Here is a 22,128-nt window from a genome sequence, read left to right as displayed (position 1 = left end):
CATGGTGCTTATTACAGGCATGGGTATGATTACGGCACTGGGCAATTCGGTACCCGAAAACCTGGAGGCCCTGCTCTGCAACAAACAGGCCGTCCGTTACCCGCAACTGCTGCAAACCCGCCATCATAAAGAGTTACAGGTTGGCGAGGCAGACCTGACCAACGAAGCGCTGGCTGCGGCGCTCGACCTGCCGCTTACCGGTTATAGCCGTACTACCCTGCTCGGCATGTACGCCCTGCGGGAAGCCCTGTCTGCTTTACCGCCCGAACAACGCAGTACGCGCCGTATCGCCTTTATCAACGCCAGTACCGTAGGCGGTATGAGCGAGGTAGAGCGGATGTACAGCGATATGATCTCCGATGCGCCCCGGGGCGAATTTTTCGATTATATCGACTCGGTAGACTGCGCCGATTGTACCCTGCGTATGGCGGCCTATTTTAAACTCGAAGGTTTCCAGACCACAATCAGCACAGCCTGCTCTTCTGCGGCAAACGCCCTGCAGCTGGGCGCGCGCATGATCGAAAACGACGAGACCGATATCGCGATCTGCGGCGGCACTGACGCGCTTACCCGTTTTACGCTGAATGGTTTTAATGCCCTTAAAAATGTAGACCGTAACCTCAGCAGGCCTTTCGACCAGAACCGCAACGGGCTTAACCTGGGCGAAGGTGCGGCTTACCTGGTACTGGAGTCTGCAATATCGGCACAGGAACGTGGCGTTGAACCTATTGCACGGCTGGCTGGTTATGGCAATACCAACGAGGCGCACCACCCTACAGCGCCCTCGCCCGATGGCAGCGGTGCGGCCCGCACCATGCAGGAGGCGCTTACCGTAGCGGGTATTGCTGCCACCGATATCGATTATATCAATGCACATGGCACGGCCACCCAGGGCAACGACCTCTCGGAAGGCACTGCTATCGAAAAGCTGTTCGGCACGGCCCATCCGCCTTTCAGCTCTACCAAGGCTTTTACGGGGCATACCCTGGCCGCCTCAGGTGCAGTAGAGGCCATTATCTGCTGCCTGGCTATACAACACCGGTTTATCCCGGCCAACCTGCGTTTCGAAACTCCCATGGAGGAAATCAGTATCGTACCACAGGCTACCCTGCTGCGTGATGTAGGGGTGCAGTATGCCTTATCCAATTCTTTTGGTTTCGGCGGCAATAATGTTTCATTAGTGCTGCAGAGGGTGTAATTTTGAAGCATATACCGGGACTGCCCCTGCTTACCCGGCAGCAAAACAACCATTCATGTTCGATCTTATAATTATCGGTGGCGGACCTATAGGACTGGCCTGTGCCATCGAGGCCCGGAAGAAAAACCTCCGGTATCTTATTCTTGAAAAAGGCGCGCTGGTCAACAGTTTATATCATTATCCGCTGTACATGACTTTTTTCTCCACGGCCGAACGCCTGGAGATCGGCGATGCCCCCTTTACCTGTCTCGCGCCCAAACCGGGCAGACCCGAAGCCATCGAGTATTACCGTAAAGTAACCGGCAGCTTTAAACTGAACATCAACCTGTATGAAGCCGTAGCTGATGTACAGCCTCATGAAGGCGGCTTCCGGGTTACCAGTTCCAGGGCGGTATACCAGGCCGCCAAAGTCATTGTGGCTACCGGCTTTTACGATATACCCATGCTGATGGACATCCCGGGCGAGGACCTGCCGCAGGTAAGACATTATTACAAAGAACCGCACGAATACGCCTTTCAGAAAGTGCTGGTGGTAGGCGCCAGCAACTCCAGTGTGGATGCAGCCCTGGAAACCTGGCGCAAAGGCGCCGATGTAACCCTCGTAGCGCGGGGACCGGGTATCGGTCCGCGGGTAAAATACTGGGTAAAGCCTGATATCGAGAACCGTATCGAAGAAGGCAGTATCAAAGCCCATTTCAACACATCGCTTACGGCTATAAGGCCCGGCGCCGTAGACCTGCTTACACCGGATGGCCCTCTGACCCTTGAAAACGATTTCGTACTGGCCCTTACCGGCTACCGGCCCAACTTTGAATGGCTGCAACAGTGCGGTATCGCATTATCAGACGATGGCCTCTGCAAACCGGTTTATAACCCGGCGACCATGGAGACCAATATACCCGGCTTGTACCTGGCCGGTGTGGTATGCGGCGGTTTGGAAACTCATAAGTGGTTTATCGAAAACTCCCGGATCCATGGCAACCTGATCATCGATCACATTACCCGTACCCCTTAAAAGTATTTTCATTCCAGCAGGAAAAACATTTCCTTTGCAGGCAGTAAACAAGACCATAACGCAATTTGAAGCCCGTTTATATTACCCATACCAGCGCCATCATCCCGCAACATCAGGAGGCCGGAGCCTTGCTGGAACCGCTTATCCCGGATGAGCGGCAACGCTTTGCCGTAATCGAACCCGATTATACGACCGTGATACCGCCCATGCAGCTGCGCCGTATGAGCCGGGTATTGCGTATGGGCGTGTATACCGGCATGGACTGTTTGCGTAAGGCTAACCTGGCAAGACCCGATGGTATACTGACCGGCACGGCCAAAGGCAGTATGACCGATACCGAGAAATTTGTAAAGGAACTCAAGAGTTATGATGAAACTGCGCTGAATCCCACGCCTTTTATTCTCTCTACCTATAACGCCATTAACGGCGCTATAGCCCTGCAAACGGGCGCTACGGGTTATAACCAGACCTTCGTGCACCGGGGCAGTTCTTTCGAAGCCGCCTTGTACGATGCGCAATTGAAACTGCATACGGTGCAGGATCCACAGCACTACCTGGTGGGTTGTTTCGACGAACTGACCGAAGAGTACTTCCACATCAAAGACAAAGTAGGTTACTGGAAAAAAGACCGGGACAACAGCCTGCCCCTGTGGCAGCAAAACGACAGCCCGGGTAGTATAGGCGGCGAAGGCGCTGCGTTCTTTCTATTATCCAACCATAGCGATGGGGCGGTTGCAGCAATCAAAAGGGTGTTTACTTTTTATAATACCGGCAATAGCGCTCCGCTCGCTTCTATTCAGGGGCAAATTGAACGTGAAGGCTGGACTGCTGCAGATGCCGACCTGCTGGTATTGGGTTATAACGGCGACCCTGCCGACGATCCCTGTTACGACCAGGTCCGTAACCTGTTGGGCAACAAGCTGCCGGTATTAGGCTTCAAGCATCTTTGCGGGGAGTACGAAACCTCCGGCGGCTTTGCCTTATGGCTTACCTGCCAGCTCCTGTCGGGTAATGACCTGCCCGAAGCGGCCTGGTACCAAAAGCCCGCCGGACAAGACTTCCGGCCCCGCAAGATTGTTTACTACAATCATTTTCGTGGTGTGAATCATAACCTGGTACTGCTGGAAGGATTGTAGATATCAGCTATTGGATTTGAGTATTGAAAAGCAATACAAAGCCCGCAAACCGGATTGGTTTACGGGTCTTTTCGTTTAGTGTTCCGGCGATAACGCACTTAAGTAAAAATGATGCGTTGTCCGCGGTTACATTTCTAGGGACAAGGTTGCCAGGTTTGACAGATCGTCGTGGCGCCCGTACAGTTATCACTCATACAAAGCGTGTCGCAAATCGACTTCTGGTTGGTGGCGCAATGGGCGTCGCAATTCATGATCATCGAAGATAAGCCTTCGCTGGCTCCACCTTTAAACACCGATAAATCTGTATTCAAAGCCACGATAACTGATTTTCCTAAACAGAGTTTGTTGCCTAATGATTTCTTTTTCATATGAATGCATTTTTATAGGCTAAAATTACATTATAAGCGAAAAGTATACAATACCGGGAAACCAGTAGTTTTTATGTTTCTTTAGCAGTAGTATCTTCGTATTGCAAGCCAGGAGCGGCATACAAGGCATTATACTTTTAATTTTACTAGAGTACACCAATGCCAGACGGAAAATGCGTTTTGACTATCCTGTAACATCCCGTCTTTCAAAAATTTAAATAGCTTATGCACACTACACCCGACCAATTCGAGGTTACCGACCGGCAATCATTCATAACCCTGCTTGAACTGATGCAGCAGGAATTAGCAGCGGATCCGGACCTATGGGAAAACAAAACGCTCCCTGATTTTTTAGCAGCTATAGGCGCATATGCCAACGATATCCAGGGTTACTACGATAATAAGCAAATGCGTAAAAATGCCGACGAAGCCGCCTGGTCTACCTTTGCCGATATATTGAAAGGCGCCCGGGTTTATGAATAAAAACCGGAGGTTGCCGGCTTCGGTTGCACAATTGTATCTTTACGGCATCTTATGCTTAGCCTTATGGAACAGGACATCATCAGCATTACCGTATACGACAAGCGCCAGGGGCTGAGCTGGGAGATGTATGTAGAACCGCTGGGCGATAACGTATACCGGGCCGTCGAAAATGAACTGTTCAGCGACATCACTATAGGCACCGAGTTCCGCACCTGGATCAATAAAGAAGGGCAGCACCAGGTCCTGAAGATCCTGAAAGCATCGCCCTATACCACCCGGCAATTTATGCTGAGCCGCGACGTGTCCGAAACGCAGTACCGCGCTTTGGGAGAGGAGATCCGGAAACATGGCGGTTACTGGCAGACAGATATGGGCGGTATCGCCAGCATAAGCCTGCCCGCGGGTTGTACCATGGACCTTGACGAACTTTTACGCGATCTTAAACGCAACCGGAAGCCCTGAGCCACCGGTGACGCGATACTTAAATTAAACCATAAAGCCGGCGCTGGCCTCAAGCCGATAACGACTATGACTGAGCAACTAAAACGTATCCGCGAAAAGTTAACCCGGTTGCGGGAGCAGGACCGGGGCTTCCGTGTTTTTGGCGCATCGGCGCACCATTACCGCCTTAACGATCCCTTGCCCCTGGCTTCCGTAAAACAGTTCGAAAGCCGTTATAACCTGCAGCTCCCGGAAGACTATGTCTTGTTTATTACAACATTGGGTAATGGTGGCGCCGGACCTTACTATGGGCTGGAACGCATGGAAAACGGGCTTTTCAGCGACCTGGACTACAGAGCCGAAGCGCCGCTGCTCCATCCCTCCCTGCCCTTTGTGCATACACAGGCCTGGAACCCGGAGTTTGTTGCCACTGCCGATGAGGCCGTAGACCCAGAAGCATATAGGCGGCAGTACCAGGTTTTCGAAAAGGACTATTACGATATTGCGTGGATGAACGGCACAATAGCGATCTGCAATTTTGGTTGCGGCGTAAGTATGCACCTGGTAGTAACAGGTCCGCAGCAGGGTTATGTCTGGGCCGACGACCGCAGCAGCGATTACGGTATCTATCCCTCCCGCGAAATGGGTAACCAGGAACCGCTCCGGTTTCCCGACTGGTATGAATTATGGCTGGACCAGTCTTTAAACCAGTTGAACCTGGCCGGTGCATAAGCCGGGCTGCACAAAACAAACTAACTTTAACCTATGCTGCACCGCGAATTTGAACCCGCCGAAGCACTCCGGGACGCCATCCGGTGCTTTTGGTACGACAAACGGGACTTTGGTCCGCAACCCACCAACTTCGACGTGATGCCGGATGGGTATGCCGAAATTATTTTTCATTTCGGCAAGGGTTGCAGCCGGGTTAGCGGGAACACGGTAGCGGCGCTGCCTTCACCCTTTATGGTGGGCCTCCTGAACCAGCCCGAAGTTTTCCGCGCCACACAGTACCTCGAGATCCTGGCGGTACGTTGTTACCCCTGGACGGTGTTCGACCTGCTGGAACTACCTTCGGGCAAAGACAGCGTGCAGGTGTTCGAACATCCTGTAGCCCAACTCCAGCCTGCATTACAGCAATGCATCGATACCGGCGATATCGATACGGCCATTAACCTGTTGCAACAGTTCTTCCTCGATGCCCGCGCAAAAGTTGCAATCGACAGTATGTTGCACAAAGCCGGTGTAGCTATGCAGCATGCGGGTGGCAACCTGCCGGTAAGCGGTGTTGCAGCGGCAGCGCATGCGACCGTCCGCACCCTGGAAAGGAATTTCAAACAATCGTCGGGACATACCGTTAAAGATGTATCGGGCCTGATGCGATTCGAACAGGCGCGTAACCGCCTGTGGCATTATCCGCAGACCAACCTGGCGGGCCTTGCCGAGGAATTGGGTTATACTGATCAATCTCACCTGAGCCGCGAGTTTAAGCGATATAGCGGCACTACTCCTGCGGCCTTTGCGCGCAAGGCTAGACAGACCAGGCCCCTGGCCGGCCACGATTTTGTCGCGTTTGTACAAGCCTGAGCCAATAGCATCACTGAATTTTGCAGTTCAATCATTCGACATGAACGCAATAACTGCAAACGGGTTAAAGCCAACTACCGCTTACGATGTGATCATCGCCGGCGCAGGCCCGGTAGGCCTCTTCCTGGCCTGCGAACTGGCACTGGCGCAGTGCACCGTACTGGTACTTGAAAAGGCTGACCAGGCTCCTGCCCCCTTAAAACAACTCCCATTCGGGATACGCGGTCTCTCCGCCCCTACCATCGAAGCTTTATACCGCCGCAACCTGCTCGGCGAATTACAGCTGCACCAACAAATGAAGAACCCGCATCAAAACGCCAAACAGGGCGCGCAGCGCCAGGTGGGGCATTTTGCCGGTATACCTATTACAGAAGGCCATGTGGACAGCAGCCGCTGGACCCGGCGCCTGCCGGGCGCTACGCCATCCAGCCTTATCTCCTCCATCGACGAACTGGAAACCGTATTTACCCGTCGCGCCCTCGAACTGGGCGTAGAGATACAATACGGACAGGCGCTTACCGGCTTCGAACAGGCCAACGCTGAAGTACAGGTGTACTGTAGCGACCAGGCTTTTAAGGCGCAATGGCTGGTAGGCTGCGACGGCAGCCGGAGTATCGTACGCAAAGCGGGTGGTTTTACCTTTGCCGGTACGGAACCGGAGTTTACCGGTTACTCTACACGCATGGAACTCGACGATGCCAGCCTGCTGAAACCCGGTCGTAATGTGACAGCCAGGGGCATGTACCTGCAATCGCAACCGGGTTATATCATGATCCAGGATTTCGACGGCGGGGCTTTCCATAGTTCGGGATTGCCGGTTACGCGCGCACATATCCAGGAAGTATTACGCCGCGTATCGGGCACGGACGTTACCGTTACCGACCTGCAAGTCGCTACAAGCTGGACCGACCGTGCCCGGCAGGCGACCGCTTATCGCAAGGGCCGTGTATTGCTGGCCGGCGATGCCGCCCATATCCATTCCCCCTTGGGTGGCCAGGGACTCAACCTGGGCCTGGGCGATGCTATAAACCTGGGCTGGAAGCTGGCGGCAGTCATCGGGGGCCGGGCGCCGGAACACCTGCTGGATAGTTATGATACCGAGCGGCATCCTATCGGCGCAGCTGTGCTGGACTGGTCAAGGGCGCAGGTAGCGCTGATGCAACCCACAGCCGCGGCCCGTGCCCTGTATGCGATCGTAGGCGACCTGCTCGATACCTGCGATGGCGCTACCTATGTGGCCGGCCGGATATGGGGTATCGATATGCATTATAAACTGGAAGGCGCACACCCGCTTACCGGTTACAGCATGCCGGCATTTACATTGGAGCACGGAGCCCATGCCGGCAGCTACCTGCAATCGGGCCGGGGACTATTGCTGGATTTCGAAGTCAACCCGGCGCTGCAAAGCCTTGTAACCCGCTACAGCCAAGCCTTACAGTATATACCCGGCAAAGCGGCCGACCGGCAGGAGGTAAGCGCGCTGCTGGTGCGTCCCGATGGAATGGTAGCCTGGGCTTGCGATGGGGATACAGACCTGGCCGCGCTGGAAAAGGCGCTTGGTACCTGGTTTATGCCGGACAACGGTACCGGGCATTAGTCTGCGGACAGCTGCTGTACCGCGATCCGGTTGCCTTCGCTGTCTTCAAACTCGGCCACCCAGAATTTATATTTTTCATTGAAGGTGCTGGGATACAGGATACGCCCGTTTTGGGCAACCACGTTTTCCAGGGTCTGGTCAAGCTGCTCCGTCCGGAAATAGACGATCACGCCATCGCGTGTGGGTTGATAGACGTCGCCTTTGGCCAGTGCACCGGATATACCGTTGGCGCAATCATTAAAGGGGAAGAAGGACATTTCGTAACCGTCTATCGTTTCCCGTTCAAAATCATAGCCGAATACCTGTTGATAAAAATGTTCGGCCCGGTCCAGGTCGCTTACCGGGATTTCGAAAAAGAGTACGGGATTGGCTGGGTTCATATTTATGTTAAGATTATCGCTTACTTTTACCCGGCAGCAAAAAAAATACGGCCCGGAACAGCATTGGCTATGGCCTGCAAAGATAGCGCATACACCGGCCTTGTTGGTATAAATGCACACGACGATATGAGCCTTTACGGACCAGGATCCTTCTTTAAACTACAGGTCAGCTGGAAAGACGCGGATATGCTTGAGCTTGCGGTAAGCGCCTCAAATGGCCGCTACACGGGTTATACGGAAGTATACGACACTGAGGGATCATTATATCATCTTGCTGAGGGACTGGCTGCATTCCCGGGCAAAGAGCAGGTATTGGTTTATGAAGCAGGTCTTAAAGCGGGTTATGCTTTCTGCGGCCTGAAGTTTTACCTGGTACACCCGGCCGGATCTATCGGGTGGAAATAAGCCTGGAACAGAACGTGAATACGGATTTCAGACCGGAGGAGAAAGACCTGGTGAAACTTGAACTGCTTACAGAGCCGGCCGCCGTCGATAAATTCAGCACGGCATTACCCCGTCTTGCTGCACAACAGGAAGGAACGGCATTGCTTTATGGCAGCGATCATCCTGGGTATGATATACCCTGAAACAACAACGAAAATCTATTAGCGCAAAAACAAACTATATGGAAAAAGTAACCGGCCTCGGCGGCGTGTTTTTTAAAAGTGACAACCCCAAAGCAATGAACGAGTGGTATGCTCAAAACCTCGGGCTGGCTACCAGCGACTATGGCGCCACCTTTGAATGGCGGCAGGCCAGCGATCCGTCGAAGACGGGAACCACCGCCTGGTGCGCCTTTCCCCAGGACACCAAGTATTTCAACCCCTCTGTCAAACCTTTTATGATCAACTATCGTGTGGCCGATATCGTGGCCCTGGTGGAACAGCTGAAAAAGGACAACGTAACCGTTGTGGACGAGATTGCAGAATACGATTATGGCAAGTTCGTACACATACTCGATCCGGAAGGCAATATCATCGAGCTTTGGGAACCCAAGGACGAAGCCGGTAAAGACGCAGAATAAAGTCTTGCCTTAAATCTTATGGACATGCTAAACGGTCTGCCGGTATATCGCCCGCAGGCCGTTTTAATGCAATCTTTTCCCCCGGGATATAAATTAAAGAAAGTCGGGGAAGGGTTGCTGTTGGTGCAACCAGGCTGTCCGGTCCGGCGGGTTGTGCTTATCTTCGCTGGTATGGATATCGTAACCCTTACCCCGCAGGAGCAGCTCAGGCCCTTTGTAAGGGCATTCTGGTACGCTTCCGTTCCGGTCCAAAACCGGGTGCAGCGCAGTTACCAGGTGATGGCCGATGGCGCTCCGGGCATTATTTTTCAACATGCACAAGGCCGCTCAGCGCTCTGCCAGGCAGACGGCACGCCACTCCCCGTTTCCTTTGTCTATGGACAAAAGAGCCAGGGTCCCTGTACCAATTACGCAAGCGACAGTTACTTTATTTTCGGTGTAAGCCTGCAACCTGCGGCCTTTAAACAACTGTTTGCCCTTGATGCATCCCAGCTCACCGATAGCTTACTGGATACCGCGCACCTTTTTCCCCAATCGTTCGGAGACAGCCTGCTCAACGCTTCCGGCCCGCAACAGGTATGCCAACTGTTCAGCCGGGCACTGATCGAAAAACTGCCCCGGGCGCGGGAGGATCGCATGGTGGATGAAGGGATCAGGCTGCTGTTACAGGATGCCAGCGAAACCCATGCCGCTTCCCTGCCCCGTCATTTCGCTATTTCCAGGCGGCAGTTCCAGCGCAGGTTCCGGGCCGGAACAGGTGTTTGCCCCGAGACGTATATGCGGATTGCCCGGTTCCAGAAAGCGCTGTATAACCTGCGCAGCGGGCATTATGAAAAGTTAAGCGATATCGCCTATCAACTGGGGTATGCCGACCAATCCCATTTTAACCGGGAGTTTAAACACTTCTCCGGGTGCAGCCCCGGCGCTTTCAGGAAGGCCAATATACCCCTATTCTTATCCCTGCAAAAAAGCGATACCCTGCGCATCGTGGAAACGCGTTGAGCCATGTCGCCAGCGTTCTATTTCAGAAGGCCGGCATGTTCTTATTTTGCTAAAAAAATGATGAAACCCATACTCCGTCACCTGAACTGTGTCGATATCGTATTACCGGACCAGAGCCCGGTTTGCGGCCATTGCCTGTTGCTGCAGGAACACGACAGGCTTGTCCTTATCGATACCGGCATAGGCCTGCTGGATACCCAAAACCCACAGGAAAGAATCGGTAAGCCATTGATCGATGCAGTAGGTTACCGCTTTGACGAACGCAATACCGCCATAAGACAGATCGAAGGACTGGGGCTCGATCCGGCGCGGGTTACCGATTGCATCATCTCTCACCTGGACAACGATCATACCGGCGGACTGCCCGACTTTCCAAAGGCCAGGGTGCACCTGGGCAGCGAGGAGCTGGATAACTTCCATGCAGGCAATCCTCGTTATCTTGCAATACCGCTTGCGCATCAACCGGAGCTGGTCGTTTATCCGCCTGCTGTATGCGATTGGTTTGGGTTTGAAGCCCGCAGGATCGAGGCCGGGCTCGATACGGAAATATACCTGATCCCGCTTTTCGGGCATACCCTGGGGCATTGCGGTATTGCCTTACGCATCGATGATGCCTGGTTGCTGTACGTAGCCGATGCCTATTACCTGCGGGCCGAGCTCGATGATGAAAACCACCCGGTGGGCCAGCTGGCGGCCATGCGGGCCGATGATAATGCCTTAAGAATAACGACCCTCGGCCGCATCAGGGACCTGGTGCGTAAACACCCCGAACTTTCACTTTTCGGGTATCATGATCCGGCTGAGTTTATCCCTTATGCAAAAAAATAACACGCTTCTATAACCAATTATGAACAACAACACAGGTTTGGTAGCCTATATCGTAAACCGGCTGCAACAGGCACAGCTGAGGCACGAGGTGGAGCATTTCCCCTCGGGGGCGGTAATGATTGATATATGGATCGGGGACCGGTTCTATGTGGTACAACTCGACGGTACCCGCATGGGCCTGAGTGAGGTCACCGGTGAGACCTCACCTTTTGATGTACTGCCCGACCAGGTATTCGAAGACCAGGACCGCTTCAAGGCCGCCCTGGAAAAAATTATACTGCCCGGAACCGGCTTGTAGCAAGGACTACGGCTTGCAAGGACAAAGCACAACCGGGTAAATACAATATATGTTGTTAAAAATAAGAACAGCCGCCGGCGCAGGATAGTATGGGTATAATTTTTTATATTTTTGAGACATAGGGATAAGCCCCGTATCGTTATGCTCAAAAAACTGAATCTTAAATCCTTTAACCTGTTCGAGTACCTTAAAGAACAGCAACGCCAGTATATGAGCGTGCCCTACCTGCTGGCCGATAAGCATACTTACAAAGACGCCAGGGTACGGTTTCCCTTTCGCACCTTTACCTATGGCATCGGGCTTACCTATACCGGCATCCCCGAGCTGTTTAAGATCGGCAGCACCGATTATGCCGTCGGCGCGGGTTGCCTCACCACCATCGGCCCGGGTATCGTATCTCACTGGATGGGCGACTATACCGCCGACCACGATACCATCTATTTTACCGAAGAGCTGTTTGCCAATTCCCTGCGGGCTTCTTTCCTGAAGTCACTCCCCTTTTTTATGCCGGGTGGCAACCATGTCATTCCCCTGGACGAGCAAGCGGTAGCAGAGATGGGCACACTCTTCCGGACCATTAAAACCTTTAACGGCGACCAGGATATCATAACCGGCCTGGTGTATGCTTTGCTGGTGCTGGTTAAAAAGTACCATAACCTGCAAGGGCAACATATGCCTGCCGAAGGCAGCCACCAGGGCCAGGTTGCGGCCACCTTCCGGCAGTTGCTGGCCAAACATTTTGCAACACAGAAAGATGTCGGCTTTTATGCTGCCCACCTGCATATCAGTCCCAAATACCTGAGCGAGGTATTACAGGCGCAACTGGGCAAACCGGCTAAAATGCTGATCGACGAATATATAGCCATGGAAGCTAAGAGCCTGCTGCGCCAGACTACGATGTCTGTACAGGAAATAGCATATACATTGGGTTATGAAGATGGCTCATACTTTATTAAAGCATTTAAAAAGTGGGAAGGACTTACCCCGGCCGCCTATAAAAAGTTATAGAAGTTGCAGGTTTTGTTAAACCGAAAAAAGTACCATTTCCCCCGACGTTTATACCTGTTTGCACCGGGTGATTGTTTGCATTTTTGTAGTGTTGAATGCTTCAGGCATACTCTTCAACAATCATCATTTCATCCTTTAAAAACGCAAAACATGAAAAACGTAAGCTCCTTTAAAATCGAGATCGGCCAGGCCGTATTGGAAGACCTGCAGGAACGCCTGCAAAGAACACGCTGGACCGACGAGCCCGCCAATGCAGGCTGGAACTATGGTACCAACCCTGCCTATCTTAAAGAACTGGCGGCTTACTGGCTGGAGCATTACGACTGGCGCAAGCAGGAGGCCATGCTGAATACCTTACCGCATTATAAAACCGAGATCGATGGTACCGGTATTCATTTTATCCATATAAAAGGCAAAGGCAGCAACCCCAGGCCGCTATTGCTTACCCATGGCTGGCCCGATAGCTTTTACCGGTTTTATAAAGTGATCCCGATGCTTACCGACCCGGCTAGTTATGGCGGCGATGCCGACCAGTCGTTCGACCTGGTGATCCCTTCTGTACCGGGTTTTGGCTTCTCCGACCGGGTGGCCATGAATACCGACCAGGTGGCCGCGCTCTGGGCAAAGCTTATGACCGAAGTACTGGGTTACGATACCTACCTGGCAGCCGGTGGCGATATCGGTGCGATCATTACCAAATCGCTGGCCAACCAGCACCCGGAGCAGGTAAGCGCAATACACCTTACCGATGTAGGTTATCCGACGGGCCAGGAAGACTGGGCCAGTATGTCGGCGCCGGAACAGGAGTTCGGCAGGTTTATACAACAATGGTGGTATACCGAAGGCGCTTACAATATGATCCAGGCTACCAAACCGCAAACCCTGGGTTACGGCCTGAACGACTCGCCGGTGGGCCTCGCCGCCTGGATACTCGAAAAATTCAATACCTGGAGCGATAACGATAATCATATCGAAAACTGTTTCAGCAAAGACGAATTGCTTACCAATATCATGATCTATTGGGTAACGCAGACCATCAATACTTCCGTACGGACTTACCTGGAAAATGCGCATGCAGCCTGGTCCGGAGCACCTTCGCCTTCTATGCAATATGTAGGTGTGCCCACGGGCGTCAGTATATTTCCTGCCGAGGCCCCGGCGCCTATCGAATGGGCCAACCGGATGGTTAATGTACAACGCTTTACCAAAATGAAGAAGGGCGGGCATTTCGCAGCGCTCGAAGTACCTGCCGACTGGGCCGGCGAACTGCGGAGTTTCTTTTACAGTCTTTAAAAAAGATAACGGCTTATAGCGGCGGCCCTCCGGGGCCCGCTATAAGCCGTATGATTTATGCCGGTACCGCTAACTGTTATTGCCGGGGTAAAAAGCCGGGTTATTTGATCCGTAAATAAGGGTTGTCGAGCTCTATGGTATCATTATTAAACATAGTGATGCTGATGATCGAGTCGCCGGCGTACCGCAACAAGTTACTGGACAGGGACGGAGGATATTTATTTGAAGTGATGACGATGTAATTACTGCGCCTGTCGAACCGGAAAAAATAATAATGTTGCTCCACTAATGAATCGCCATTGATATAATCCACTCGGTTTGCAGGAAGGCTGAATCACTGACGAAAGCCAGTTCATCTGTTCTTTTCAATCCAGGGTACATCGGCGGATAGAAAACATATTTGTATCCCTTACCGGCCCAGAAGGAGTCGGGAAGCGGGTCATCATCCGGTTGTACAACCGGGCTTCCCTTGTCGCAGGCTGTGGCAAACACCCAGGCCAATATCGTAAGGGTAAAGATTAATTTATTCATTTTGCATACTTTAATTCAAATATAAGACAAATATTCATTTTAAATATTGTCCTGTTGAATACTGTTGCACCTTTAATAACGCGTAAGATCGCCGGTAAAACTGCGGGCCTCCTGCAGCACTTCATCAAACATCGGTGTAACGACAAACAGCATTACGTGGATACCGTCTTTCTTTTTTCTGATGGCATCGACGACCTTCGCCTCATATTTCGCACCAAAGGGCAGCGGGTCAGGCGCCTGTTCTTCCGAATCCACGATCTGTGTACCAATATCGTCGAGGGTCAGTTTTATCACCTTACCCTCGGCCTGGAAACGGATCCGTACCTGCTCCAGGTGTACAGAGGAGGTCGTGCTCAAGGTAGCCTGCCCATAGGCTTTCTGAAGCTTTTTGAGCAGTTCTTCCACCTGGGCGGCTGTTGCGTAATCCGTACCTGCGCTTACCAGTAACACCTTTTCATCGGCACTGTCGGTAACCATACCCAGCGATTCGAAGTTCATAGCGCCATACTTTGCCAGGATACGGTCCTGGCTCATCGAACGGGTAGCATATTGGATAAAGGTCGTTTGGTGATCTTTATAGGCGTAACTGATCTCGCTTGCAGAAACCGAAAAATCGGATTTGCCGCGGAAGATACTTTCATCTTTATAAAAAGAACCGACATCCAGTTTGAAATTGAACTGGTCCAGGAGCAAAGGGTTCTTGCCGTACTGCGGTTGCTGGCTGCAGGAAGAGAACGCAAGGGAAACAAAAAAGAGCAGGAATATCTTTTGCATAATAATTTATTTTTTAATGAGCTCGCCTTTAGGGGTGTACAATTTACCGTTGATCTCGTATCCGGCGCCATGCGGATCCGTTTTCGGGTCTAAGACAGAAACTTCCGCATTGGCCACATCGCCGGGGAAAGTAAATACGGTATTGCCTTTTTTATCCACCAGGCACAAACGGTTATTGAGCGACACCAGGGCCTGGCCTTGTATAAAGTCGCCGGCCCTGTCGAAACGAGGCGGCACCTGTACCTGGCCTTTACTATTGAGATAACCATACCGTTTTTCAGGACTACCGGTGGATCTGAAGACAATCATGTCTTCTTTGAGGTCACCGATATAGTCCAGGTTGGCGGGTGTGATTGCCTTACCCTCCGCATCGATGATACCATATACTGTATTGCCGTTGCCCTGTGTTTCAAAGTAGACGGCGAGGGTCGTAATGTAATCGGTTATAAACTCGATCCGTTCATACCTCGGTTGCGTACTCACTTGTCCTTTGCCATTCATGATGCCGTACTTATTACCGGGTGTCACCAGTATGATGTTATTGCAGCCTCTTTCTGTGATTGCTTTTTTTACCGGTCCGGCGTCGATCTTCTTGCCCGCCGTGGTATAAAATTCGTAAAAGCTCCGCCCCCGCTTACTGCCTTCGGCTACCAGCACATCGCCGGCCAGTGTAATGTTATCATATTTAAAGGGTACGACTTCCTCTTTATTGTTGCGCAATACGCCTTCATATGCTGCCTTATCCGAAAATACGACCAGGTCCTTATCGAGCTGCTTGCTTACCTTTTTTCCATCTGCTATCTGCTCCAGCTTCTTTTCTTTGCTGTTGAGGTACCAGGTGATCTCGTTGGTATCTACCCTTTCCGTAAAATACAGTTCATCGTGTTTGTCCAGGCGGTTGTACCGGGCCGGTATGATAATATTGGAAGCGGCATCTATAATACCATATTTACCTGTAGTCTTGTCCTCAAATATATTATTGCCCTTCTGCTGGTAGGCGTTAACGGCCATAAGCCCTTGTGAAAAAGAATCGTAGCGGGTGGCGACAAACAGGTAGATGCGGTCGATATCGCCCTGGAACTTCAGTTCCAGGTTTTGTTCCCTGGGCCCGAGCAGGTCCTTGTAGCGCTCTTTGAATTGCCGGATGACTTGTACCAATTGCTTAAACGGCAAATCAGCTTCTTCCTGCTTATCGATTTCCTGCACCGATTTCAGGAGTTCCTGTACCCGGTTACGGCTGGTAAAAGCATGTTCCGGTATCTTCCCGATCTCGGCGAGCGCCGCTTCCTTACTGGTTTGTTCCAATGCCTGCTTCAGTGCCTCGCGAAAAGCATCTATTTCTGCGATCACACCCGAAGCCACGCCGGTTATGGGCATGGAGGAATAGCTGGTTGGTTTCATCAGCACGCCCTGCGCATTACTGGCCTGGTAACCGATCAGTTGCTGATTAAAAGCAACCGGTAGTTCCAGGGTCGCTTCATTACCTGTTATGGCCGAGATCCCGATGCTGAAATTGCCGTAACGCACCGAGTCCTTATCCGATTTACGGATCACCAACGTATCGTAGGCGGTTGGGTAGCGATAAGACGCCTGTAAGAAAAGACTGTCGGCGCGCTGCAGCTTAAGTTGCTGTGGCTGCAGTTCGCGGCCGCCGGTATATACTTTATCGATCCTGTAACTGATCTCGTCGCTTTCGATCACTTCCATACGGCGATCGGGGGAAAATTCGAAGCCGGATTGCGGCAGGGCATACCGCTGTTCGGCTATGATACCGCTTTTCAGGCTTGCAAATTCAGGGACGATCGCTGTTGCCGCCGGTAATTGAAAACGTGCAGCCGTATCTATCTTCACGCCGCTTTCGCCGTTGCCCGAGGAACCGGATATCGAAAAACTGAGATAAAGCGTTACGCCCCGGGCGCTATCCCTGAGTGCGTTCATAAAGGCGATCTCGCTTTTCAGCCGCTGCTGCAGCTCTTTATGGGAGAGGTCTTTGAGGGAATTTATATACTCCGCTTTGCCGGCAGTAGCCTGTGCATTTTTCCCGGAGCAGGCGCCTATATACAGGGGCAGTAACAGTACAGGTAGTAATCTTCTTAAGGTCATAATAGATCTGCTTTTTAAAAGGCATACCGCTGGTATACTTACTTTGCCGGTTATGCCGTTGTTCTGTACGAGGAGGTAACAGTACGAATCCGGCTCAAATATAAGACAGCCCTGCCGGCCGGGCTGCCTGTTTTTATTATCTGTTCTTATAAGCCGTAAAAACGCGGCATATCGGGCCTTTTTTGTGGTTGCAAGCTATGTTTGTCGCATTCGGCCCCCATAATTGTTGTATACACACAGCCGGCCCCGGCAAGTCATTACCGACTTTTGTATCCTACAAAACAAACCAACTATGCATAAGCACCTTCTTTCCCGTATCGCCCTGGTCCTTGCAATCGCTTTGGGCGTATCCTGCCAGCAACAGGCGCCCAGGCAAAAAGATAAGGGTACTGTAACTACAGACACAGCCGCTAAGGCAAGCCTTAAGCCCGGCGAAAGCGGTTATGCCGAAGTCAACGGTCTTAAGATGTATTACGAGGTCTATGGCCAGGGTAAGCCCCTGGTATTAATACATGGCTCTTTTATGACCATACCGCTCAATTGGTCGCATATCATCCCGCTCCTGGCGCCTCACCGTAAAGTGATCGTGGCTGAAATGCAGGCTCATGGCCGTACACGGGACACCGACCGCCCGATGAGCTACGAAGGTATGGCCGATGACGTGTCCGGACTGCTGCAACACCTGAAGATCGATAGCGCCGATATACTGGGTTATAGTATGGGTGGCGGTGTGGCTTTCCAGTTTGCCATACGGCACCCCGGACAATTACGCAGGCTCATTATCCTCTCCGGCACCTATGCCCATAATGGCTGGTGGCCCGATGTGGAAGCCAGTTTCGGCGCTATGAATGCCGATATGCTTAAGGGTACGCCCATCGAGCAACAATACGATAGCCTGGGTAATGACCCGGCACGTTTTCCCGACTTTATTAAAAAGGTAATGAGTATCGATCTCCAACCTTATGACTGGACCGCCGCCGTAAAACAGATCAAAGCACCGCTGTTTATGGTGATCGGCGATGCCGACGGGGTGCGTTACGAACATGCCATCGAACTGTTTAAGGCTAAGGGCGGCGGTAAGATGGGCGACCTGCATGGTATGCCCCAATCGCGCCTGGCCATACTACCCGGCACCACGCATATCGGTATGATGCTACACAACAACTGGCTGATCCCGATGATCGAAGATTTCCTGGATTCGGACCTGAGCACCAAACCACCTATGTTTTAAGTAACCAGTTTATACACTGCCGTGTTGCTTCCGGCCTGTTCTTCAAAGTTTACGCAGCAATATACTTACATCAAATAAAATAAGCCGGCGGCACAGGCCACCGGCTTATTCCTATAAAAAACGCGTTTCTGTTACCGGTTTATGGATTAACCACGATCAGCACATTATTACCGCCCAGGTTGGTCCAGGTAGCGTTATAGCTGCAACCGAAAGGATCTGTATAAGAGATGGATGTTCCGGCAGCACAGGTTCCGGCATTACCGATAAAGTAAGGGGCCTGGAAGATCCAGGCTGCATCCCAACCCGAGCCTGTTGCCGTCATGTTGGCATAGTTAGGGGTACCGGTCTGGTTCAGACTCCAGCCATTATTCAGTTCGGTAACATTATTGTAAGCGCGTGCCGTTCCCATGGGAATTTCCACAAATACATAGTAGGAGCAGGCAGCAGGATGGTTTACATCGTGTGCGGTAAGCTGTAACGCAAGGTCACAACCGGCATTGTTGGTGATAAACAGGCCCGCGTTCGCGCTGGAAGCGCCGGCAATCAATGCCAATGCAGTAAATAACTTCTTCATGTTTTTTTGGTTTTGTGTTTGGATGCCGAAAATATGCCTGCTTTTTTTACTATAACGAACTTTTTCAGGAACGGCTTTAATTTGTATACGAAAGCTGTTTAATATTTCACCTCCTGCGCCAATACCCGGTGCGCCTATAGTTTTGCGCAACCGCTTTTACAATACCGCAGCTGGAAGAATTGAATATTGCCAGGTTCCACCGGCCGCTAAGCAAAATACAAACAAGCCGGTGGTAACGGACCACCGGCTTGTTTATCCTGGAAAGACAGGCTTTCTTTCGCCTGGCGTTATGCCCCGGTGACGAAGCCGTCCGGCTTAAGGATTAAGCTCAAGCAGTACATTATTACCGCCCAGGTTGGTCCAGCTGGCGTTATAGGTACAGCCCCAATTGTCGGTATAGGACAGGGTCGTTGCAGCAGCGCAGGTACCGGGGTTGCCGATAAAATAAGGGGAGCTATACACCCAGGCTGCATCCCAACCCGAGCCTGTTGCCGTCATGTTGGCATAGTTAGGGATACCGGTCTGGTTAAGCTGCCAGCCGTTATTCAATTCAGTAACATTATTGTAAGCGCGTGCGGTATTCCTGGGTATTTCTACAAATACATAATAGGAACAGGCGGCAGGATGGTTTACATCATGTGCGGTAAGCTGTACGCCCAGGTCACAACCGGCATTGTTGGTGATAAACAGGCCAGCGTTTGCGCTGGAGGCGCCGGCAACCAGCGCCAGTGCGGCTAATAACTTCTTCATATTGTCTTGGGTTTTATGTTTGGGCGCCGAAAATAGACCGGCTTTTGCTACTGTAGCTGCGCTTTTTCAGGAAAGGCTTTAATTTGTATACGAAAGCTGTTTAATATTTTATTGCTGTTCAAACGAAGGTCTGCTTGCAGCGAAACCAATAAATGCCGGGTTAAAAAAGCCGATCGGCTGAACCGGTTGCTGGTATTATCGTACAGCCCTTTGCCGGCATACAGCAGCGATATGCCATGATCGCCACAAACCATTAATAAGCTTATTTTGCAGGTTTAATACCAACCGGACCATGTGGTACCATAAGTATGCTTTTTTCTATAAGCAGGAGGGGCTTGCTACCCTACCGCCCGCGGATTATTACACCCGGCCGCTTACACCCGATGAACATGCGCTATATCCCGATATCGTAAAGCTGCATCCGGAGGTCGAAGCAGATCCTGGTTTTCTGAAGCCGCCGCCCGGTCTCGCTTTACCCGCCGAACTCCTGGAATTGCTGCAGTATGCCAATGGCGGTACCATCATAAACGGGGAAAGGGAGTTTGGCTATTTTTCACAACAGGAAATCCGGTACTATTACTTTGCATATGGTTTCTTTAAATGGGCGCCCTTTTTATTACCGGTAGCACTTAACGGCGGGGGTAAATTTTATGCCTGCGACTTCAGGAACATCGATGATACCCGCATCGTGGCCGTAAGCTCGGGCGATATCAGTTATGAGAGCCAGGTACTGCTCGGGCATAGCCTGGACGAGGTATTGCAGCACAACACCAATATCGAAGAGGAACTGGACCGGTTATACCCCGCGTCTGCAATGACCGTCAGCCCGTTACAGCAACTCAAAAAACAATTGCAGCAGTTGCAACAGGATAAAGCACAGGGCTTGCTGGACCTTAAAGCATACCTGCAAGCGAAACGCTTGCTGGAACAACAGATCAGGGCACTGGAATAAACCCGTCTACACCTATCTTTACGGGATGCAATTATCCGACGATTTTAAAAGTGCATTGCGGCACTTTGTCTACTATTATACCAACGGTACGCTACCCTATGTTATCGGCGACGATAACCTGCTGAAAGGTATCGATTACCGGGAAATGCTGAAAGATGAAGCCAGTCTGGTAGAAATGGCCTACACCATTTTTATAAACAACATAACAATGGATGCAACCGGTAAAGTATTGAACCATACGCATGCGATGAAACGGGCGGCCCAGTTGATCAGGGCGGTATGCTGCGAAGAAGGGGAAGAGTATACCGTCGTTCCAGGGTTTGAAGAATGGGAGACCCGCCTCTACTAATGCATTATAAATGCCACAACCCCACCTCTGTTTCGACAAAATGCATGTTGCATTTTTGGGGAACCAGGTCCGGCTTTTACAATAAAGCCTACATTTGACAAAAATTACAATCATGCGCCATGCGACCAGGACCTTGCTCCTCTTCGTGCTCCTGTTACCGATCTTTCATCCCGTATGGGCGCAACCGGCCAGGGCCGGGCAGGTTGTGGAGGCCTGTGCGAAAAACGACAACTTCAACGGTGTTGTACTTATAGCCCGCAAAGGCAAGATCGACTACCTGAAATATATCGGTATCGCCAATCGTCATTATGATATCCCCTACTCCGAACAGACGGTTTTTCATATCTTCTCCCTGACCAAGACATTTACAACCGTATTGATCTTGCAGTTGTACGAACAGGGCAAAATCAGCCTGGATTCGGTTATCGCCGCTTATTACCCCGAATACAAAGGGGAAGCCGCCCGCAAGGTAACCATCCGGAACCTGCTGACCTATAGCAGCGGCCGTGCCAATAAGGATATCAGTTCGCCCGAATTGATCCACCAGGCCTATGATAATACGATATGGGATCTCGACAGTTTTATCACCACCTTTTTATCCGAACCTCTTATCGATACGCCGGGAACAAAGTTCAATTACAACAACGGCGACTTTATATTGCTGGGTAAGATCATCGAAAAAATTTACGGTAAACCTTATGAAAAAGTACTGGACGAGCAGATCCTAAAGCCCTTGCAATTGCAGCATACCGGCTTCCTGCACCACGAGGATATTATAAAAAATATCGACGAAGGGTATAGTGAAAGGGACCCGCCAGGAAAGGGAGTATACATGCCCACCAATGTCTATATCGATAACCTGTACGCCGCAGGGGCCATGTATGCCACGCCCCGCGACCTGTTACGCTTCGACCAGGCCCTGTTCGGACATAAAATATTAAAGCAGGCCACGGTAGACACGATGCTGACTGCCTACCCGCAATTGGGCGATGTCGCCCTGGGCTTCTGGGTATATCCTAAAACATTTGGCAAGATCAATACACGTTTTGCCGAACGCCAGGGCGATGGTTACGGCCATAGCGCCAACTGGGTACACCTCGTCGATAAGGATATCGCCTTGTTTATTTTATCCAATACCAAAAGCCTTGAATACCTGAACACCATGCGGGAAAAGGTGCTCAGCGCCTACCTGGGACAATAATCCCGGGT

Annotated in this window: 27 protein-coding genes; 20 read left to right on the top strand and 7 right to left on the bottom strand. The window is 51.4% G+C overall.

The annotated features are described in order from the left end of the window. Nucleotide 1: 1 nt before the first annotated feature. The 3 genes from B0I18_RS20570 (at nt 2) to B0I18_RS20560 (ending at nt 3,349) form a co-directional block, all read left to right on the top strand. Complete coding sequence (locus B0I18_RS20570) at nt 2–1,198, top strand: beta-ketoacyl-[acyl-carrier-protein] synthase family protein (RefSeq protein WP_181358557.1); 1,197 nt, start codon at nt 2–4, stop codon at nt 1,196–1,198. Between the two features lie 55 nt (nt 1,199–1,253). Further along, nucleotides 1,254–2,213 carry a YpdA family putative bacillithiol disulfide reductase gene (locus B0I18_RS20565; protein WP_106524632.1) on the top strand — a complete coding sequence of 320 codons (960 nt, stop codon included), beginning with the start codon at nt 1,254–1,256 and terminating at the stop codon, nt 2,211–2,213. Nucleotides 2,214–2,278: 65 nt separating this feature from the next. After that, nucleotides 2,279–3,349: a beta-ketoacyl synthase chain length factor gene (locus B0I18_RS20560; protein ID WP_106524631.1), complete on the top strand. Its 1,071-nt coding sequence runs from the start codon at nt 2,279–2,281 to the stop codon at nt 3,347–3,349. Nucleotides 3,350–3,483: 134 nt separating this feature from the next. Here B0I18_RS20560 and B0I18_RS25165 read toward each other — a convergent pair whose 3' ends face one another. Beyond that, nucleotides 3,484–3,717 (bottom strand): class I lanthipeptide, encoded by a 234-nt coding sequence (locus B0I18_RS25165; RefSeq protein WP_219906019.1) that lies wholly within the window; start codon nt 3,715–3,717, stop codon nt 3,484–3,486. A 225-nt stretch (nt 3,718–3,942) separates the two neighbouring features. Between B0I18_RS25165 and B0I18_RS20555 the strand changes: the two genes are divergently transcribed. From B0I18_RS20555 to B0I18_RS20535, 5 genes are all read left to right on the top strand, one after another. Next, complete coding sequence (locus B0I18_RS20555; RefSeq protein WP_106524630.1) at nt 3,943–4,200, top strand: DUF7660 family protein; 258 nt, start codon at nt 3,943–3,945, stop codon at nt 4,198–4,200. Nucleotides 4,201–4,263: 63 nt separating this feature from the next. Beyond that, nucleotides 4,264–4,662: a hypothetical protein gene (locus B0I18_RS20550; RefSeq protein ID WP_106524629.1), complete on the top strand. Its 399-nt coding sequence runs from the start codon at nt 4,264–4,266 to the stop codon at nt 4,660–4,662. Nucleotides 4,663–4,728: 66 nt separating this feature from the next. Then, the gene (locus B0I18_RS20545) at nt 4,729–5,373 is read left to right on the top strand and encodes an SMI1/KNR4 family protein (RefSeq protein ID WP_106524628.1); all 645 of its coding nucleotides are present in this window, start codon (nt 4,729–4,731) and stop codon (nt 5,371–5,373) included. A 33-nt stretch (nt 5,374–5,406) separates the two neighbouring features. Next, nucleotides 5,407–6,225, top strand: coding sequence for an AraC family transcriptional regulator (locus B0I18_RS20540; RefSeq protein ID WP_106524627.1), 819 nt, complete (start codon nt 5,407–5,409; stop codon nt 6,223–6,225). 40 nt (nt 6,226–6,265) lie between these two features. After that, nucleotides 6,266–7,822, top strand: coding sequence for an FAD-dependent monooxygenase (locus B0I18_RS20535; RefSeq protein ID WP_106524626.1), 1,557 nt, complete (start codon nt 6,266–6,268; stop codon nt 7,820–7,822). On the opposite strand, the gene B0I18_RS20530 is transcribed toward B0I18_RS20535, so the two are convergent. Further along, nucleotides 7,819–8,202 (bottom strand): VOC family protein, encoded by a 384-nt coding sequence (locus B0I18_RS20530; RefSeq protein WP_106524625.1) that lies wholly within the window; start codon nt 8,200–8,202, stop codon nt 7,819–7,821. The two genes, B0I18_RS20535 and B0I18_RS20530, sit on opposite strands and share 4 nt — an antisense overlap. A gap of 69 nt (nt 8,203–8,271) precedes the next feature. Between B0I18_RS20530 and B0I18_RS20525 the strand changes: the two genes are divergently transcribed. From B0I18_RS20525 to B0I18_RS20490, 8 genes are all read left to right on the top strand, one after another. Further along, the gene (locus B0I18_RS20525; RefSeq protein ID WP_106524624.1) at nt 8,272–8,607 is read left to right on the top strand and encodes a hypothetical protein; all 336 of its coding nucleotides are present in this window, start codon (nt 8,272–8,274) and stop codon (nt 8,605–8,607) included. A gap of 14 nt (nt 8,608–8,621) precedes the next feature. Beyond that, nucleotides 8,622–8,789 (top strand): hypothetical protein, encoded by a 168-nt coding sequence (locus B0I18_RS25160; protein WP_181358555.1) that lies wholly within the window; start codon nt 8,622–8,624, stop codon nt 8,787–8,789. A 38-nt stretch (nt 8,790–8,827) separates the two neighbouring features. Further along, entirely contained in the window at nt 8,828–9,226 is a 399-nt protein-coding gene (locus B0I18_RS25380; protein WP_106524622.1) for a VOC family protein, read from the top strand. 171 nt (nt 9,227–9,397) lie between these two features. Beyond that, complete coding sequence (locus B0I18_RS20510; RefSeq protein WP_181358554.1) at nt 9,398–10,228, top strand: helix-turn-helix domain-containing protein; 831 nt, start codon at nt 9,398–9,400, stop codon at nt 10,226–10,228. A gap of 57 nt (nt 10,229–10,285) precedes the next feature. Beyond that, entirely contained in the window at nt 10,286–11,056 is a 771-nt protein-coding gene (locus B0I18_RS20505; RefSeq protein WP_219906018.1) for an MBL fold metallo-hydrolase, read from the top strand. Nucleotides 11,057–11,075: 19 nt separating this feature from the next. Continuing rightward, nucleotides 11,076–11,354 carry a hypothetical protein gene (locus B0I18_RS20500; protein ID WP_106524620.1) on the top strand — a complete coding sequence of 93 codons (279 nt, stop codon included), beginning with the start codon at nt 11,076–11,078 and terminating at the stop codon, nt 11,352–11,354. A gap of 141 nt (nt 11,355–11,495) precedes the next feature. Next, entirely contained in the window at nt 11,496–12,362 is an 867-nt protein-coding gene (locus tag B0I18_RS20495) for a helix-turn-helix domain-containing protein (RefSeq protein WP_106524619.1), read from the top strand. A gap of 150 nt (nt 12,363–12,512) precedes the next feature. Then, on the top strand, nt 12,513–13,655 hold the full coding sequence (locus B0I18_RS20490; protein WP_106524618.1) for an epoxide hydrolase family protein: 1,143 nt from the start codon (nt 12,513–12,515) through the stop codon (nt 13,653–13,655). A gap of 285 nt (nt 13,656–13,940) precedes the next feature. Here B0I18_RS20490 and B0I18_RS20480 read toward each other — a convergent pair whose 3' ends face one another. The 3 genes from B0I18_RS20480 to B0I18_RS20470 form a co-directional block, all read right to left on the bottom strand. Then, complete coding sequence (locus tag B0I18_RS20480) at nt 13,941–14,186, bottom strand: hypothetical protein (protein WP_106524616.1); 246 nt, start codon at nt 14,184–14,186, stop codon at nt 13,941–13,943. Between the two features lie 72 nt (nt 14,187–14,258). Further along, on the bottom strand, nt 14,259–14,960 hold the full coding sequence (locus B0I18_RS20475; protein WP_106524615.1) for a hypothetical protein: 702 nt from the start codon (nt 14,958–14,960) through the stop codon (nt 14,259–14,261). 6 nt (nt 14,961–14,966) lie between these two features. Further along, a complete protein-coding gene (locus tag B0I18_RS20470; protein ID WP_106524614.1) occupies nt 14,967–17,063 on the bottom strand; it encodes a WG repeat-containing protein in 2,097 nt (698 codons plus the stop codon). A gap of 292 nt (nt 17,064–17,355) precedes the next feature. Here B0I18_RS20470 and B0I18_RS20465 point away from each other — a divergent pair, with 292 nt between their 5' ends. Then, nucleotides 17,356–18,294, top strand: a complete 939-nt coding sequence (locus B0I18_RS20465; protein WP_106524613.1) for an alpha/beta fold hydrolase — start codon at nt 17,356–17,358, stop codon at nt 18,292–18,294. A 139-nt stretch (nt 18,295–18,433) separates the two neighbouring features. Here B0I18_RS20465 and B0I18_RS20460 read toward each other — a convergent pair whose 3' ends face one another. Together B0I18_RS20460 and B0I18_RS20455 are read right to left on the bottom strand one after the other, a co-directional pair. Continuing rightward, the gene (locus B0I18_RS20460; RefSeq protein WP_146146823.1) at nt 18,434–18,868 is read right to left on the bottom strand and encodes a hypothetical protein; all 435 of its coding nucleotides are present in this window, start codon (nt 18,866–18,868) and stop codon (nt 18,434–18,436) included. A gap of 315 nt (nt 18,869–19,183) precedes the next feature. Next, entirely contained in the window at nt 19,184–19,618 is a 435-nt protein-coding gene (locus tag B0I18_RS20455) for a hypothetical protein (protein WP_106524611.1), read from the bottom strand. 292 nt (nt 19,619–19,910) lie between these two features. Between B0I18_RS20455 and B0I18_RS20445 the strand changes: the two genes are divergently transcribed. The 3 genes from B0I18_RS20445 (at nt 19,911) to B0I18_RS20435 (ending at nt 22,120) form a co-directional block, all read left to right on the top strand. Next, a complete protein-coding gene (locus B0I18_RS20445) occupies nt 19,911–20,570 on the top strand; it encodes an SMI1/KNR4 family protein (protein ID WP_106524609.1) in 660 nt (219 codons plus the stop codon). 25 nt (nt 20,571–20,595) lie between these two features. Further along, a complete protein-coding gene (locus B0I18_RS20440) occupies nt 20,596–20,919 on the top strand; it encodes a DUF7677 family protein (protein WP_106524608.1) in 324 nt (107 codons plus the stop codon). A gap of 112 nt (nt 20,920–21,031) precedes the next feature. Beyond that, nucleotides 21,032–22,120, top strand: coding sequence for a serine hydrolase domain-containing protein (locus B0I18_RS20435; RefSeq protein ID WP_106524607.1), 1,089 nt, complete (start codon nt 21,032–21,034; stop codon nt 22,118–22,120). Nucleotides 22,121–22,128: the final 8 nt, after the last annotated feature.

This window comes from Taibaiella chishuiensis, from assembly GCF_003014535.1.
In the GTDB taxonomy this organism is placed as follows: domain Bacteria; phylum Bacteroidota; class Bacteroidia; order Chitinophagales; family Chitinophagaceae; genus Taibaiella; species Taibaiella chishuiensis.
This window is presented reverse-complemented; position numbering and strand designations above follow the sequence as displayed.